Origin of the sequence: Sulfurospirillum sp. MES (assembly GCF_000789415.1) — a bacterium.
Lineage (GTDB): Bacteria > Campylobacterota > Campylobacteria > Campylobacterales > Sulfurospirillaceae > Sulfurospirillum > Sulfurospirillum cavolei.
The window spans coordinates 68012-83457 of the sequence record NZ_JSEC01000003.1 but is presented as its reverse complement, the minus strand read 5'-3'; the positions used below and the strand labels follow the sequence as shown (position 1 = coordinate 83457).

The following is a 15446-nucleotide window of genomic DNA, read 5'->3' as shown; positions in this document are numbered from 1 at the left end:
AGTAGCACGTGAAATATATAGGCTTTGTTTTAGGATGCTTGGCATATTCTCTCATCGCGGCCGACGCTCCCGTCGCTCCCGTCGCAGCCTCAAAAGCGGAATTTGTTTACCCCGACTTTACGCAATGTTACGAAAAAAACAGACAATCCATCGTCTATTTCGGTAAAACGCGCGCCGTTGCCGTCAATGAAAAACAAGCCGTTGCGTACCTTAAAGAAAAACCGAACGAAGCTTTCGTGCGTCACGATTACCTTTCCAATCTCTACCTTTTTGAATCGCCTAAACCGCTGATTCCCGTTAAGCTTAAACCGACCGTCGATTTGAAACTCGGCGAATGGTTGGAATCCCTAACCGATAATTCGTTGCTGGTCGTTAATGCCTCAAAAGTCGGTAAAACGCCCGACGAGCTTTTTGAATTTGCCGGTAAAGGTGAAATCAACAGCATCGTAGGCGGTCTTTGTTGCGACATGTACGGATTGGGTATCGGCGAAGGTGCTTTTATCGCTTCGGAAGTATTGGAAAAATTCATTGCCGGTAAATCGGCCTCATTTAAAGAACTCGGTGCGCGATTTAGCGAAGATAACGAAGGTATTACGGTCGACTTTATCGATCCTACTTTTAAAGATTCAAAGCTCAACGTCGGCGATAAAATACAATCGCTCAACGGTATCCGCGTGAAGACGTTGGCGGATTTAAACGATGTGATTAAAAGCTTAAAAGAAGCTCCCAAATGGAACGCGCAAATTCAAAGAGGGACGTTATCGCTCGAAGTCAGCCTCTTAGCTTCCAAACCGATCGCGAAAAAGAGCGTACCGAAAAAAGTACCGTTACCGCAAGCCAAACAAGAGAGTTTTTTCCAAGCGAAAGGTTTTGCGTTTGATAAAAATTTGAATATTATCAATGTCTCCAAAGGATCGTTTGCCGACCAAAGCGGGCTTAAGGCGGGCGATCGCTTGATGCAGATCGATACGACGCCGATCGAAACCGTTTTGCAGGCCGATGCGTACATGGCTAAAGCGTTTTCGGGAGAACATCATCTCTTGTTCGATCGAAGCGACTTTCAATTTTTCGTAACGATCAAACGCTAGAAAGGTTATTTTGAACTCCGTAGATTTATTACGCCGATTTGAACGGTTTTTGCAAGAAGCTATGCCTTCGATAGAGAGTTTTCATCCGCACTTCAACCACGCGTTTCGCGAAATGCTCGACGTGGGAGGCAAGCGATTTCGTCCTTTATTACTCTTAAGCGTAGTCCAAACATGTAAGCCGCTTTTGGTGGAAAATGCCTTACATGTAGCTCTCGGTTTAGAGATGATGCACACGTATTCGTTGATTCACGATGATCTTCCGTGTATGGATAATGCCGCGCTTCGAAGAGGCCATCCGACCTTACATGTCACGTATGACGAAACGACGGCGGTACTCATCGGCGACGCGTTAAACACGCATGCGTTTTATGTACTTTCAAACGCGCCTTTGAGTGATGCGATCAAAGTAAAACTGGTGTCGATTCTCTCAAGCGATGCCGGCATTTACGGTATGGTTTTAGGGCAGGCCATCGATTGTTTTTTCGAGGACAAACCTCTTTCGATCGATGAATTAACGTTTTTACACCTTCATAAAACAGCTAAATTGATTGCCGCATCGCTTCAAATGGGGGCAGTCATTTGTGAATTAGATGAAGCGACGCAAAACGCCCTATACCGCTTCGGGTTAAAATTGGGGCTTTTGTTCCAAGTGCAAGACGATATTATCGATGCGACGCTCTCCAGCGAAGAAGCGGGAAAACCGACGCAAAACGACGGGCATAAAAATTCGTTTGTCAACCTTTTGGGGCTAGAGGGCGCACGTGCACAAAAAAGAGCACTCTTAGAAGAGTTAAATCGCGAGGCGAATACTTTAGACGAAGCCTTGTCTCAAAAACTCAAAAGCATCGTGAACGATTATTTCAAAGGATAAAATAAACTATGGAAAATGAATCTTTATTAAAAAAACAAGCCGATACGATTCGATTTTTGGCGGCCGATATGGTACAACAAGCCAACAGCGGACACCCCGGTGCGCCGATGGGACTCGCGGATATCGTGACGATTTTGGCGCGCCATATCACGCACAATCCTCAAAATCCCAAATGGCTCAACCGCGATCGCCTTGTTTTTAGCGGTGGACATGCTTCGGCGTTAGTGTATTCGTTTTTGCATTTAAGCGGTTACGACATTAGCTTGGACGATCTTAAACAATTTCGACAATTGGGCAGTAAAACGCCCGGACATCCCGAATACGGCGACGTTCCCGGCGTAGAAGTCACGACGGGGCCTTTGGGACAAGGCATCTCCAATGCGGTCGGTTTTGCGATGGCGAGCAAATATGCGGCGACGCTTCTTAATACGCCTGCAACGCCTTTAATTACGCATAAAGTGTATTGTTTATGCGGTGACGGAGATTTGCAAGAGGGGATTAGTTATGAAGCATGTTCTTTAGCGGGACATTTGGGGTTGGATAACCTTGTCGTCATTTACGACAGCAATGCAATTACGATCGAAGGCGACACGTCGATTGCATGGAGCGAAGACGTGAAACACCGTTTTGAAGCACAAGGTTGGGAAGTTTCACGTATCGACGGACATGATTACGATGAAATTAATGCCGTTTTGGAGCAAGCCAAAGAGCAAAGCAAACCCTATTTAATTATTGCCGATACGACGATTGCCAAAGGTGCATGTGCTTTAGAGGGTAGTCATCACGCTCACGGTGCGCCATTGGGTGTTGAAGAGATTAAAAACGCTAAAATCAAAGCGGGTTTCGATCCCGAAAAAACGTTTTTTGTCGCCGAAGAGGTTAAAGCACGTTTTGAATGTGCTCGCGAGAAAGGCGACCTTGCCGAAGCGACATGGAACAAACGTCTTCAAACCGAAGCGAGTGCAGAACAAAAAGCGTTGCTTGAGGCGTTGCAACATCCCGATTTTTCACGTATTCAATGGCCCGTTTTCGATAAAGATATTGCCACGCGCGACAGCAACGGGCAGATTTTAAATGCGATTGCACAAGCGATTCCCGGCTTTTTAGGCGGAAGTGCCGATCTTGGACCTTCCAATAAAAGCGAATTAAAAGAGATGGGCGATTTTCCTTTAGGACGCAATATTCACTTTGGAATTCGTGAACATGCCATGGGCGCGATTTGCAATGCTTTTGCGTTGTACGGTCTGTTTATCCCTTATGGGGCGACCTTTTTTATTTTTAGCGACTATATGAAACCCGCCGTCCGTTTAGCGGCGTTGATGAAACTCAAAAATTTTTACATTTGGACGCATGACAGTATCGGCGTAGGCGAAGACGGCCCTACGCATCAGCCCATTGAGCAATTAACGCAATTTAGAGCATTACCGAATTTCTATGTTTTCCGTCCGTGTGACGGAAGGGAAAACGTTAAAGCATGGCAAAAAGCACTCCGTATGCACGCTCCGTGCGCATTTGTCTGTTCACGCCAAAAATTAAGAGCCCTGAAAGATACGCGCGATTTCGGCGACGTGGAAAACGGCGGATATTTGCTTAAAAAGCGCGAAAACGCCAAAGTAACCGTCATGGCAAGCGGTAGTGAAGTCTATTTGGCATTGGAAGTCGCGTGTTATCTTTCGATGTTCGGTATCCCAAGCAACGTTGTGAGCGTTCCGTGTTTCGATCTTTTGGTTGAGCAAGACGAGACCTATCTGCAAACCATTATTGAGCCGCAAACGAAAGTAATCGCGATCGAAGCGGGAGCGGGCTTGGAGTGGTACCGTTTTGCCGACAAAGTGATCGCAATGGAGCGTTTCGGAGCGAGCGGACCTGCGGAGTTATTGTTTGAAAAATTCGGTTTTAGAGCGCACGAAGCAACCAAAGCGGCATGCGAATTTTTGAACCTCAATTACGATGCGTTAAAAGCCGAGTTAGAGCGAGATAATGAAAAAAAACATTGTGTTTGATTTGGACGGTACGCTACTTGATACCCTAGAAGATATTGCGATTAGCGCGAATGAAGCTTTGAAAACTTTGGGTTTTGAAGCGCGTCCTATCGAGTGTTACCGTTATTACGTCGGTGAAGGTGTTTTTAAACTGTTTGAAAATATCTTTGCCCAAGACGTACAGTCGCACGAAACGATCCTTCGTGCGGTCGAACTTTTTGAAGCGCACTATGCAACGCAATTTGATCGCCATACCCAACCTTACGAGGGTATCGGTAAACTTTTGAGTTTTTTACAGGCTCGAGGGTTTAAAATGGCGATTCTTTCCAACAAGCCCGATGCGTTTACGAAAAAATGCGCCTTAAAATATTTTAGAACGTGGAAATTTGAAGCGGTTTTCGGCGTCCGCGAGGGCGTGCCTCGCAAACCTGATCCTACGGCTGTTTTAGAGATTTGCGAGCGTTTTTCTGCGCTGCCTGAGGAGTGTTTTTATTTAGGCGATACGATGATCGACATGCAAACCGCCAATCGTGCGGGAATGAAGGCCATCGGAGCGTTATGGGGATTTCGTGACGAAGCAGAATTACGCGAAAATCATGCGGCGCATCTTGCCAAAACGCCCGGTGATGTTATCAAACTGCTCGCCGCGGTTTAACAAAAAAGTCACCTCACGTTTCAGGCGAAGCCCTTGAAGCGTCTAAGACAATTTCTCTCTAATCTTCCATTTGATCGTAAAAAAGCGACCTTGGCGTGTTTGTCACGGCACAAGGTCGATTTGCGATTAGGATTTAAATTTCCCCAGTTCGTTGTTGAGGTTTTCGGTCATGACATGTAAGTGTTCGGACGCTTGAGAAACGTTGTCGATGCTGAGCGTATTCTCTTTGGATAGGGCGTTGATTTTCTCGATTTCTACGACCATCGCTTTAATTTGCGCAGCGGTATCGACAAAACTTTCAAGCGTGACGCGCGTCTCTTGAAGCGTCTCTTGAATCGTCGTATCGATAGCGTTCATACCGTCTTGCAAAGCGGCGGAGATATGCGCTAATTCGCCTACTTCATGCGCATTGTGCGCAATGTCGGTATTGGCGTCCATGATGGATTGAACGACGACGTTGATGGTCGCGTCGATTTCCACAAGGCTTTTTTGCGTACGCTCTGCCAGTTTCCTCACTTCGTCGGCAACCACGGCAAAACCTCTTCCGTGTTCGCCCGCACGCGCGGCTTCGATAGCGGCATTGAGGGCTAAAAGATTGGTTTGATCGGCAATATCGCGGATAATATTTAAAACGGCTTTCACTTCGTTGGCGTTATGGCTAACGGTATTGAGGCGTTCGGCTAAACTCTGCTCTTTAGAAGCGGTCGTTTGCATCGTTGTTTCGAGCTGTTCGGCTTGTTGTTTAACGCGAAAAATATCGCCTTGCGTTTGCGATAACGCCTCTTGCGATCGGTTGGCTTTTTGCACCGAACTTTCAATCACGTTCGTCAATTTTAGTCCGTTATCTTTGGCTTTCGCGACGATGTTGGCTTCGTTGTCCACGTTGCGGACGACCTCGGATGCGGTGCGCGAGAGTTCTTCGGATATGGACGCGTTTTCATGGCTAATCTCTTTGGTTTTTTTAACGATGAGATGCAGTTTTTCGATAAATTGGTTGATGTTGCGGGAAACGTCGCCGAATTCGTCGCTAGATCCGATAGGGAGCCTTTGGCTTAAATCTCCCTCGGCACTGGAAAGGTCCTTGACCATCGCGTTCAGGTTTCCTAGCGGTCGCAAGAGCGTCTTGATAAGCACGATCATGACGACGATGGAAAATGCCAACATGGCAAAGCCTATTAAAAGAAGTTTTTGCGATTGCGCCGTCAAAAAGGCGTAAGCGACTTCTTTATCGTAAGTGAGGCTCGGTTTCCAGTTTGTTTGCGTGGATTGTTTGTAGGCAAAGATTTTGGTTTTGCCTTGGTATTCGTATTGCAAAATGCCTTCTTGTTTTTGATCGACCTTTTCGGCTAAAGCAGGTACGAGCGACTTCAGTTCTTTACCGATTAGCTCTTTATTGGGATGGGCTAACATGACGTTGCTTGAGTCCAATAAAGCGGCGTAACCGCCGTTAAATTGCATCGACTCGATTGCATGAACGATTGAATCAAGTGCCACGGAAGCCGCCACGACGCCGACAAGGCGATTATCTTTTACGATCGGTGCGTAAATTGCGACGACGTATTTTTTGAGCGTAGCACTAATATAAGCGTTGGTCGCTCCGGCTTTGGCTTTTTCTTTTGCGTCTTTATACCACGGACGAACGCGTGCGTCAAAATCGGGCGGAGCTTTTTTACCGCCGCCGTAGATCATTTTGCCGTCTTTTTCCAAGCCGACAAATGCGTCTAAACCGTCGATACTCTTGGCGAGATGAACCAAGTGTTCGTCAAGCGTTTCGGGGTCCATGCTTTCGATGGAGCTTAATTTCAACGCCGTTGCCATGAGCACCTCTTTTTTCGAGGAAACCCATAAATCGACGTAATCGGTTAACGCATCGGCGGTAGCCTTTAAGCTGGATTCGACTTGCAAAATACTGTGCTTTTGCGTCTCTAAATAATTCAAAACGCCGAAAGAAGACAACGCCGATCCCATCAAAAGGGCGAGGGTTAAGGTGACTTTGGTTTGAAAATGCATGAGAAAGCTCCTTACATGTCAAGGTGGGAAGCAAATGCATCGGGACGTAAGATAATCGAATTTTATACAATCAATCATAGCGTAAAATAGAAAAATTTCTATAACATAATGCCGATACTTTAGAAATCGACCGTTCTGTCGCGAAATTAAGCCCGCTTGCATGAAACCTGACGCTACCGCTAAAGAAACAACAAGCAAGATTGCGTTACAATTGCCTATAAAACTACATTTTTTGAGGATTTTTTATGTTATTGTTAACGCCCGGTCCTACTCCCGTTCCCGAAGCGGTTCGCGTTGCGATGAGCACGCCGACGATTCATCACCGAACACCCGAATTTGAGGCTATTTTTGGAAAAGCAAGAGCGTATTTAAAAGAGCTTTTTGCCATGGAAGACGTTTTGATGTTGGCATCAAGCGGCACGGGTGCGATGGAAGCATGCGTGCTTCATTTGTGTCAAAGCAAAGCCATTGTCGTCAATTCGGGAAAATTCGGCGAGCGTTTTGGCAAAATTTGTGCTGCATACAATAAACCGTTTGTCGAAATTAAAAATGAGTGGGATACGCCGGTTAGCGTCGAAGCAATCGTCGATCTTGTCAAAAACGATGCGACTATCGATGCGGTATGCCTTCAAGTGTGCGAGAGTGCCGGCGGACTACGCCATCCGCTTGAAGCGATTGCCAAAGCGGTCAAAGCGATTCGTTCCGACGTGATGATTATTGCCGACGGTATCACGGCGGTCGGCGTCGAAAAGATCGATACGACGGGAATCGACGCATTGATTTCCGGTAGCCAAAAAGCCCTGATGCTTCCTCCCGGACTCGCGTTTATCGGCCTGAGCGCACGCGCTTTGGAAATGATTGAAAGCGGTGAGGGGGTTGGATACTATTTTAATCTCAAAACCGAATTGAAAAACCAACGCAAAAATACAACCGCATGGACGGCGGCGACGACGCTGGTCATCGGTCTTGTCGCGATGTGCGAATTGATCGAAAAAGAGGGCGGTTTGGAAGCACTGTACGCCGATACGCACAAAAGAGCGCGTGCGTCAAACGCGGCACTTCAAGCTTTAGGTTTGCGTATTTATCCGAAAGTTCCGGCACCTTCGATGAGTGCCGTTTTGGACGACGATGCGTTAAAAATCCGTAAGCTTTTGAAAAGCAAATACGGCGTCAATATGGCGGGAGGACAAGATCATATTAAAGAGACTTTGTTCCGTATTAACCACATGGGTCTCGTGAACGTTTACGAAACGGCATGGACGCTGAATGCCGTCGAAATGGCATTGTCCGAACTGGGACGTCGTCCTTACGACGGTAGCGCCAATCGCGTTTTTACGCAAGAATTTTATCAAGGCTAAGGTATGATTTACGAGCACGAAATACCCACGGGGAGCAAGCTCTACTTTGGAGAGAGTGCCAAATTAAAACGCGAACTCGAAAAAGTCGCCAGTGAACTTTTTTACGATGCCGGTTTTGAAGAGATCGTAACACCGTTTTTCTCGTACCATCAGCATAAAAGTATCGACGAAAAAGAGTTGTTGCGTTTCTCGGACGAGGCAAACCACATCGTCTCGTTGCGCGCGGACAGTACGATGGACGTCGTACGTCTCATCACCAAACGCGTCGAGCGCAGTACAAACCATGCAAAATGGTTTTACGTTCAACCCGTTTTTCGTTATCCTAGCCATGAAGTGCATCAAATCGGCGCGGAAATGATCGGTGAAGCGGATTTAAACTTAAGCATTCAGACTTGCTTGGCGCTTTTTGACAAGTTTCGTATCGATTCGTTGTTGCATATCAGCAATATCAATATCCCTAAAATTCTCTCATCCATGTTACATGTCGATTTAAGCGTCTTTGAAAAAGGCGAGCTACAAAAGCTTTTAGCGCTCAATATTCCGTGGTTGACGAAGCTAACGTGCCTTGAAACCTTAGAGGAACTAGAAGCGATCTTAGACGAAGTTCCTTTTGAGCTTCAAGGCGAATTGCAAAAGCTTAAAGCACTCTCATGCGCCTTGCCGACGAAAAACGTCGTGTTCGCGCCTTTGTATTATGTGAAAATGCGCTATTATAATGCGTTATTTTTTAGATTTATCCATCATAATTTTACGCTAGGATCGGGCGGAAGCTACGATTGCGAAGGAATCGCTTCCAGCGGATTTGGATTGTATACGGATAATTTAATCGAAATATTAATTAAAAGAGACGGTAAGTAAATGAAAGCAGATATGATCGTAGGCATTCAATGGGGTGACGAGGGTAAAGGAAAAATCGTCGATTTGATGGCGCAACACTATGACGTTGTTTGCCGCTATCAAGGCGGACATAACGCGGGACACACGATTTGGGTGGACGGCGTTCGTTATGCGTTGCATCTGATTCCCTCAGGTATTTTAAATCCAAAAGCCTTGAATGTGATCGGCAACGGCGTGGTCGTTTGTCCCGAAGCACTGATCAAAGAGATGGCGCAGTTTGATAAACTAGAAGGTCGTTTGTTCGTCAGCGACAAAGCGCATATGATTTTAAACCACCATATTTTAATCGATCAGGCCAAAGAGAAATTGCGTGGCGATAAAGCGATCGGTACGACAGGACGCGGTATAGGACCAAGTTACGGCAGTAAGATCGAGCGTAGCGGACATCGTTTGGGCGAGTTACGCGATACGCAAAAATTGGCCGATGCGTTGATCGAATTTTACACCGAAAATCATGCGCTTTTTGAAGCACTCGGTATCCAAACGCCTTGCAAAGCGGCGCTCAAAGAAGAATTGGACGTGTACGCCAAAGCTCTGCTTCCGTTCTTGACGGATACGACGCAAATGGTCTGGAAATGTTTAGACGAAAAGAAAAAAGTTTTGTTGGAAGGTGCGCAAGGTACGATGCTTGACATCGACCACGGAACCTATCCGTTCGTAACCAGCTCCAATACGATCAGCGCGGGTGCTTGCATCGGTTTAGGGCTCAATCCTAAAGATATCGGAAAAGTGACGGGAATTGTCAAGGCGTACTGCACGCGCGTGGGTAACGGTCCTTTCCCGACCGAAGATTTCGGTGTGGACGGTGATGCGCTTCGCGAAAAAGGGCATGAATACGGAACGTCGACCGGACGCGCGCGCCGTTGCGGTTGGTTTGACGCGGTTGCCTGCCGTTACGCAAGTCGTATCAACGGATGTGACGAGCTTGCCATTATGAAACTTGACGTTTTAGACGGTTTTGAGACAATCAAAGTATGTGTGGCATACGAAGCGGGCGGTAAGCGTCTTGAAACTTTGCCGGAGGATTTAGAAAATATTCAACCGATTTACGAAGAGCTTCCGGGCTGGAAAAGTGTCGTAGGATGTCGAAAATTTGAGGATTTACCCGAAGCGGCAAAAGCATATCTCAAACGCCTTGAAGCGCTAACCGGTACGAAAATCGGTCTTATTTCCACGAGTCCCGATCGAAACGATACGATTATTTTATAAACTTACATGTAAGGGCGGCCATGAAAAGTCAGTTCTCGAAAATTGCCAAAATTCGCAAACAAAAACGCGATGCGATTGAGCGAGAACTGATTAAAAGTCAAAACAAAGAACGGCTGATCACGCATAAGATTGCGTCGATTTACGAAGATATTGCCGCCATGACGCTTCCCAAAGAGGGAACGGTGTCACTTTTGGTGATGATCGGCGAACAAAAAACGGTAATGGGGCGTGAAAAAAAACGCTACGAGCAAGAGTTGATCGTTACGCAACGCCAAACCAAACAGCTTCAAGTCGATTATCAAAAAGCACATATCGAATATGAAAAAATCAAATACCTCGAAGAACAAGAACTTCAAACGATGATCGAGAAGATAAAAAAACAAGAACAACTCTATTTGGACGAGGTGTCGACCCTTCTGTTCGCCGGAGAACTTCATAAAAGAGGAGAATCATGAAACGGTTGTGGATCGTAGCTTTGAGCACCTTATTGTATGCAGAGACGATTGATTGTACGAAAGTCTTTGAAGAGCGTAAAAGCGAACTTCTCAAAGAGGTCGAGAAAATCGACGAAGCACGCCAATCGTTTGAAGCGCTCCAAGCGGCGACCAACGCACTTTTTGAAAAGCAAAAAGCATCGTTAAAAGCGAAAGAGGCGGAATTAGCGAAAACCAAAGAAGCGATCGAAGAAAAAGAGCGACGTATCGCCTCGATGCTCGACGAAAATAAAAAACTCTTAGAGCTTGTTGAAGCGAAAAAGAGCGAAAAAGTCGATGAAACATACATCAAGATGAAAGACGGTGCCGCCGCCGCCATTATCGAAAAATTACCTCCGCACGAAGGTGCTTCCATTCTTTTTGGATTGCCGGCAAAGAAAATATCCCAGATTTTTGCCAAAATGAACCCTCAAACGGCGTCCGAAATTACGCAACGGCTCAAAAAAGGGCCTCCTTTTGTCGAGGACAATCAAACAAAAGAGTGACAAAAAGAGTCTAAGCTTACTCTAAACAGATATTTACCTTACTTTGGTTACAATGTGAAAAATTCAGAAGTAAGGTACATGGATGAAAATCAGATTGCCGCATGCCCCCTATATTGCCAACAAGATAGCAATCGATCTTTTTAATTGTGGATTTGTAACCATGCTTAAAGGGCTAGAACCCGTCATGAAGGTTGCAGAGGATTTGATTTTAGAAGATATTAAAAAAGAGATCGCTCTTGAAGAGCGTGTTACGGAAATTTTAGAGCAAAATGAAGACGAAATGGAATTTCAAAGAGTCGATCGACGCAATATGTTTTGGTTGATCAAGAAAAAGCTCTCTTCCGAGTACGGCGTGATTTTGTCGTACGAAGACAGGTATAATGCCATCGCTCACAAACTACTTGAGACTTCATGGAAAATGGGACTGATCGAATACAACGTCTCCGAAAACCGCGTTAAAAATATTGCTTACAATGCGATCGAGACGTATATTTCGCATTTTCAAGCCATTGAAGACGATGTCGCGGAAAGAATTTCGAATTATAAGCGAAAATTGGTTCCCGGTTCGGAAGAGTACGATTTGATTTTTGAAAAGCTTTACGAGGAAGAGTTACGTAAAAGAGGAATGGTATCATGACGCTAAAACCGGTATGGATTTATCTTGAAAACGGCGTATTTTTAGAGGCAAAAAGTTTTGGATTTGAAGGAACGAAAACGGGCGAAATCGTTTTCAATACGTCGATGAGCGGCTATCAAGAAATCTTAAGCGATCCTAGTTACGCCGGTCAGTTTATCGTTTTTACGATGCCCGAAATCGGTATCGTCGGAACCAACGATAACGATATGGAAAGTCGTACGATCCACGCAAGCGGAATGTTTGTTCGAAGTTTGAATCTTACGCCTTCCAATTTCCGATCGCAAGCCAGTTTACCCGATTTTTTGAAACAGCACCAAAGCATGGGAATTTGCGATATCGACACGCGCTATTTGACAAAGATGATTCGAGACAGCGGTCCTCAGATGATGATCGCGTCTACCGAAGTGAGCGATGTCGAATCACTCAAAGAGATGCTTCATAAAAGCCCTCGCATCGAAGAGGTAAATTATATCGAAAAAGTGAGTACGTCTGAGAGTTATCGACACACGCACGGAGCGTGGAATGCAGAGACGCAAAGCTATAACGCTTCCCCGAAACGTTTAGGGAAAAAGATTTTAGCGGTCGATCTTGGCATCAAACGCAATATCCTCAACGAACTGTGCGAAGTGGGCTTGGACGTTGAAGTCGTTCCGCATGATTTTAACGGTGATGAGGTTATCGCTCGTTATAAAAAAGGTGAGATTCACGGGCTCTTTTTGTCCAACGGTCCGGGAGATCCTTTGATCTTAAAGAGCGAAGCGCAAGAGGTTAAAAAGCTTATTGAGGCAAAAGTGCCTATTTTTGCGATTTGTTTAGGCCATCAACTGCTTTCGATCGCCCACGGATACCCGACGTATAAGCTAAAATTCGGACAACACGGCGGCAATCATCCGGTCAAAAATATGACGAACCATGTCGTGGAAATTACGACGCAAAACCATAATTACAACGTTCCCGATTCGATTTGTAAAATTGCAAAAATCACACATGTCAATCTCTTCGATAACACGATTGAGGGGTTGGAATACAACGATTCACCGATTTTTTCGGTACAGCATCATCCCGAAGCAAGCTCCGGCCCACAAGAGAGTCGCTATATTTTCCAAGAGTTTGCCAACAGACTTTAACGTAACGGAGTAGATCATCAACGCTATCGATATTACGACGATTATCAGCGTAGCTTTTTTAGGAAGCCTTGGGCATTGTATCGGTATGTGTGGCGGGTTTGTTATGGCATACAGCAGTGCCAAAATAGACCCTACCGCTTCGTCGTCGTCGCAATTTTTAGCACATTTAACCTACAACGTCGGTCGCATCAGCGCATATACTTTGTTAGGAATGCTTTTCGGTGCACTTGGTTCTATTTTTACATTTTCGGCGCATCTTAACGGTTATTTTTATTTTGTGATCGGTATCGTGATGGTATTAATGGGGTTATCGATGATGGGAAAAATTAAATTTTTGACCTCGCTTGAATCGACGATAGCATTTAATCCGACAATCAAAAAGCTTTTTTCGCAGCTCATTCATTCCAAAACCTTGGGTAGTTTTTACGGTTTGGGTGTATTAAACGGTTTGTTGCCGTGCGGTTTGGTCTATTTCTTTTTAGCGGCCGCCGCGACGTCGGGTTCTTTTTGGCTAGGCGGCGTTAAGATGGCACTTTTCGGTATTGCTACGATGCCCTCGATGTTGGGTCTCGGTTTTGTGGTAGGTTTTCTTAAAGGAAGCAACTTTCGGGAAGTCATGATCAAGGTTGCTTCTCTTATCATTATCGTTTACGGCATTTATATGGCGTATTTAGGGTATAGCGCGGTTATTGCATGAAACTCGAACAGTATCAAACCGCCATTGAGAGTAGCAATATTATCTCTAAAACCGATATTAACGGCATTATTACGTTTGTTAACGATGAATTTTGTAAAATTTCAGGCTATACCAAAGAAGAACTCATCGGGCAAAATCACAATATCGTACGCCACCCCGAAGTTCCGCCGTCCACGTTCAAGCAGCTTTGGCAAACGATTTTACAAAAACAAACCTACAAATCGACGGTTAAAAATTTGGCAAAAGACGGTAGCACCTTTTACGTCAATACGACCGTATGTCCTATCTTAGATGAAAACGGAGAAATTGAAGAGTTTATCGCTATTCGTTACGATGTGACCGAAAGCGTTCGCTTAAGCGAAGCGTTGATCACCAAAGACGAAGAGCTAGAAGAGCTCAACGCAACGCTGGAAGAACGTGTTAAAGAGCAGACGAAGGCGTTAACGCAGCTGAATCAAACCCTTGAAGAGCGCGTTAAAGAAGAAGTTGAAAAAAATCGGGAAAAAGATCGTTTCTTATTTCAACAAGCACGTTTGGCTTCGATGGGTGAGATGATTGCCAATATCGCCCATCAATGGCGTCAGCCTCTTTCGGAACTGAACATTACGCTCTATAAAATGAATAAACTGTACCAAGCCTGTACAAATGTTAAAGAAGGCGGATTTGAAGAAAGTTACGAACATGCGAAAAAAATTATCGTCAAAATGTCGGAGACGATCGAAGATTTTCGTAATTTTTTCAGCCCGAATCGTGAAACGGAACTTTTTTCACTCAGCAGCGTTGCCAAAGAAGCAATCGATATTATGCGAGGTACTTTGGAGCGCAACGAAGTACAAATTCGGCTTAACATCGTTCGTGACGCCGACATTCAAGGATATTTTAACGAATTTTCGCAAGTGTTGATTAACCTTCTCAACAACACGATAGACGCTTTTTCTCATAATAAAATAAAAAGTAGATTAATTTATATTGAAATTGACACATTAAGCGCGGGAGATGCTATAATAAAAGTCTGCGATAATGCAGGGGGTATCGACGCGACTATTCTCGATAAGATTTTCGAGCCTTATTTTACGACAAAGCATGCGAGTGCCGGAACGGGACTCGGTCTTTATATGAGTAAAATGATTATTAAAAATAGTATGATGGGCACCATTGAGGCATATAACCACGAAGACGGTGTTTGTTTTTCGATCAAGATACCCGTAAAAACGGTTCTAAAGGAAGAGGAATGAGCGGATTATCGAAATTGACGGTTTTGTTTGTCGAAGACGAAGAAGATCTTAGAAACGCGCTGGAAAGCGCAATCGGGGACGAATTTGCCAAATTTATCACGGCACGCGACGGTGACGACGGGTTAAAAAAATTTAAAAAGTTTAAACCGGACATCGTTATAACGGATATTATGATGCCGGTCGTCGACGGTTTGATGATGTCTAAAGAGATTAAACACATTTCCAAACAAACTCCGATCATTATTTTAAGTGCGTTTAGCGAGAAAGAGCGCTTATTGGAAGCGATCGATGTCGGAATCGATAAGTATTTAATTAAGCCGATCGATCCCGATCAGTTGATGAAAACGTTACAATTGGTATCGAAAGAGATGTTGGATCAAACAGATGTCGTTGATTTAGGCGGCGTTTATCAGTTCGATAAAAGCAAACGTGTTTTGATTAAAGAGGGTAAAACAATCTTTTTGACGAAAAAAGAGTTACTTTTTATCTCTATCTTAGTGAAAAATCTAGGCGTTTTTGTGCTTCATGAAGAGATCAAAAAGTATGTCTGGACAAATAAAAAAGTAACAGATTCAGCGATTCGTACGTTTATTAAGCGGGTTCGCGAAAAAACCGATAAAGAGTTTATCAAAAATATTCCTGGGCTCGGGTATAAGATCAATACGTAAGAACGATCGTTGCATCGTTCTTACATTTTTGTT

Annotated in this window: 15 protein-coding genes; 14 read left to right on the top strand and 1 reads right to left on the bottom strand. The window is 44.8% G+C overall.

Annotation, left to right across the window (positions count from 1 at the left end; translation table 11 throughout):
- Positions 1 to 8: 8 nt before the first annotated feature.
- The 4 genes from OA34_RS06085 to OA34_RS06070 all read left to right on the top strand — a co-directional run bounded on the left by OA34_RS06085 (position 9) and on the right by OA34_RS06070 (position 4596).
- Positions 9 to 1088 (top strand): DUF7488 domain-containing protein, encoded by a 1080-nt coding sequence (locus OA34_RS06085; RefSeq protein WP_039673478.1) that lies wholly within the window; start codon positions 9 to 11, stop codon positions 1086 to 1088.
- 61 nt (positions 1089 to 1149) lie between these two features.
- On the top strand, positions 1150 to 1959 hold the full coding sequence (locus OA34_RS06080; protein WP_173636949.1) for a polyprenyl synthetase family protein: 810 nt from the start codon (positions 1150 to 1152) through the stop codon (positions 1957 to 1959).
- Between the two features lie 8 nt (positions 1960 to 1967).
- Entirely contained in the window at positions 1968 to 3962 is a 1995-nt protein-coding gene (gene tkt, locus OA34_RS06075; protein ID WP_286682883.1) for a transketolase, read from the top strand.
- On the top strand, positions 3940 to 4596 hold the full coding sequence (locus tag OA34_RS06070) for an HAD family hydrolase (RefSeq protein ID WP_039673474.1): 657 nt from the start codon (positions 3940 to 3942) through the stop codon (positions 4594 to 4596). The genes tkt and OA34_RS06070 overlap by 23 nt, the downstream gene beginning before the upstream one ends.
- 126 nt (positions 4597 to 4722) lie before the next feature.
- Here the strand turns inward: OA34_RS06070 and OA34_RS06065 are convergent, their stop codons facing one another.
- Positions 4723 to 6606 (bottom strand): methyl-accepting chemotaxis protein, encoded by a 1884-nt coding sequence (locus tag OA34_RS06065; protein ID WP_039673472.1) that lies wholly within the window; start codon positions 6604 to 6606, stop codon positions 4723 to 4725.
- A 245-nt stretch (positions 6607 to 6851) separates the two neighbouring features.
- Here OA34_RS06065 and OA34_RS06060 point away from each other — a divergent pair, with 245 nt between their 5' ends.
- From OA34_RS06060 to OA34_RS06015, 10 genes are all read left to right on the top strand, one after another.
- Positions 6852 to 7964, top strand: coding sequence for a pyridoxal-phosphate-dependent aminotransferase family protein (locus OA34_RS06060; protein ID WP_039673470.1), 1113 nt, complete (start codon positions 6852 to 6854; stop codon positions 7962 to 7964).
- Between the two features lie 3 nt (positions 7965 to 7967).
- A complete protein-coding gene (locus OA34_RS06055) occupies positions 7968 to 8822 on the top strand; it encodes an ATP phosphoribosyltransferase regulatory subunit (protein WP_039673468.1) in 855 nt (284 codons plus the stop codon).
- Positions 8823 to 10070 (top strand): adenylosuccinate synthase, encoded by a 1248-nt coding sequence (locus OA34_RS06050; protein WP_039673466.1) that lies wholly within the window; start codon positions 8823 to 8825, stop codon positions 10068 to 10070.
- A gap of 20 nt (positions 10071 to 10090) precedes the next feature.
- Complete coding sequence (locus OA34_RS06045; RefSeq protein ID WP_039673465.1) at positions 10091 to 10525, top strand: flagellar export protein FliJ; 435 nt, start codon at positions 10091 to 10093, stop codon at positions 10523 to 10525.
- Positions 10522 to 11049, top strand: a complete 528-nt coding sequence (locus OA34_RS06040; RefSeq protein WP_039673463.1) for a MotE family protein — start codon at positions 10522 to 10524, stop codon at positions 11047 to 11049. The genes OA34_RS06045 and OA34_RS06040 overlap by 4 nt, the downstream gene beginning before the upstream one ends.
- 82 nt (positions 11050 to 11131) lie before the next feature.
- Positions 11132 to 11686, top strand: a complete 555-nt coding sequence (locus OA34_RS06035; protein WP_039673461.1) for a DUF507 family protein — start codon at positions 11132 to 11134, stop codon at positions 11684 to 11686.
- Positions 11683 to 12813 (top strand): glutamine-hydrolyzing carbamoyl-phosphate synthase small subunit, encoded by a 1131-nt coding sequence (gene carA, locus OA34_RS06030; RefSeq protein WP_039673459.1) that lies wholly within the window; start codon positions 11683 to 11685, stop codon positions 12811 to 12813. Before OA34_RS06035 ends, carA begins: the two co-directional genes overlap by 4 nt.
- Positions 12814 to 12826: 13 nt before the next feature.
- Positions 12827 to 13510: a sulfite exporter TauE/SafE family protein gene (locus tag OA34_RS06025; protein WP_353681545.1), complete on the top strand. Its 684-nt coding sequence runs from the start codon at positions 12827 to 12829 to the stop codon at positions 13508 to 13510.
- Entirely contained in the window at positions 13507 to 14745 is a 1239-nt protein-coding gene (locus OA34_RS06020; protein ID WP_039673456.1) for a PAS domain-containing sensor histidine kinase, read from the top strand. Before OA34_RS06025 ends, OA34_RS06020 begins: the two co-directional genes overlap by 4 nt.
- Complete coding sequence (locus tag OA34_RS06015) at positions 14742 to 15413, top strand: response regulator transcription factor (protein WP_039673454.1); 672 nt, start codon at positions 14742 to 14744, stop codon at positions 15411 to 15413. The genes OA34_RS06020 and OA34_RS06015 overlap by 4 nt, the downstream gene beginning before the upstream one ends.
- Positions 15414 to 15446 lie beyond the last annotated feature (33 nt).

What these genes read in the sequence shown, in the direction of transcription:
- OA34_RS06080 (WP_173636949.1), top strand. Translation starts at nt 1,150, where the DNA reads ATGCCTTCGATAGAGAGTTTTCATCCGCACTTCAACCACGCGTTTCGC.
- tkt (WP_286682883.1), top strand. Translation starts at nt 1,968, where the DNA reads ATGGAAAATGAATCTTTATTAAAAAAACAAGCCGATACGATTCGATTT.
- OA34_RS06070 (WP_039673474.1), top strand. Translation starts at nt 3,940, where the DNA reads ATGAAAAAAAACATTGTGTTTGATTTGGACGGTACGCTACTTGATACC.
- OA34_RS06065 (WP_039673472.1), bottom strand. Translation starts at nt 6,606, where the DNA reads ATGCATTTTCAAACCAAAGTCACCTTAACCCTCGCCCTTTTGATGGGA.
- OA34_RS06060 (WP_039673470.1), top strand. Translation starts at nt 6,852, where the DNA reads ATGTTATTGTTAACGCCCGGTCCTACTCCCGTTCCCGAAGCGGTTCGC.
- OA34_RS06055 (WP_039673468.1), top strand. Translation starts at nt 7,968, where the DNA reads ATGATTTACGAGCACGAAATACCCACGGGGAGCAAGCTCTACTTTGGA.
- OA34_RS06050 (WP_039673466.1), top strand. Translation starts at nt 8,823, where the DNA reads ATGAAAGCAGATATGATCGTAGGCATTCAATGGGGTGACGAGGGTAAA.
- OA34_RS06045 (WP_039673465.1), top strand. Translation starts at nt 10,091, where the DNA reads ATGAAAAGTCAGTTCTCGAAAATTGCCAAAATTCGCAAACAAAAACGC.
- OA34_RS06040 (WP_039673463.1), top strand. Translation starts at nt 10,522, where the DNA reads ATGAAACGGTTGTGGATCGTAGCTTTGAGCACCTTATTGTATGCAGAG.
- OA34_RS06035 (WP_039673461.1), top strand. Translation starts at nt 11,132, where the DNA reads ATGAAAATCAGATTGCCGCATGCCCCCTATATTGCCAACAAGATAGCA.
- carA (WP_039673459.1), top strand. Translation starts at nt 11,683, where the DNA reads ATGACGCTAAAACCGGTATGGATTTATCTTGAAAACGGCGTATTTTTA.
- OA34_RS06020 (WP_039673456.1), top strand. Translation starts at nt 13,507, where the DNA reads ATGAAACTCGAACAGTATCAAACCGCCATTGAGAGTAGCAATATTATC.
- OA34_RS06015 (WP_039673454.1), top strand. Translation starts at nt 14,742, where the DNA reads ATGAGCGGATTATCGAAATTGACGGTTTTGTTTGTCGAAGACGAAGAA.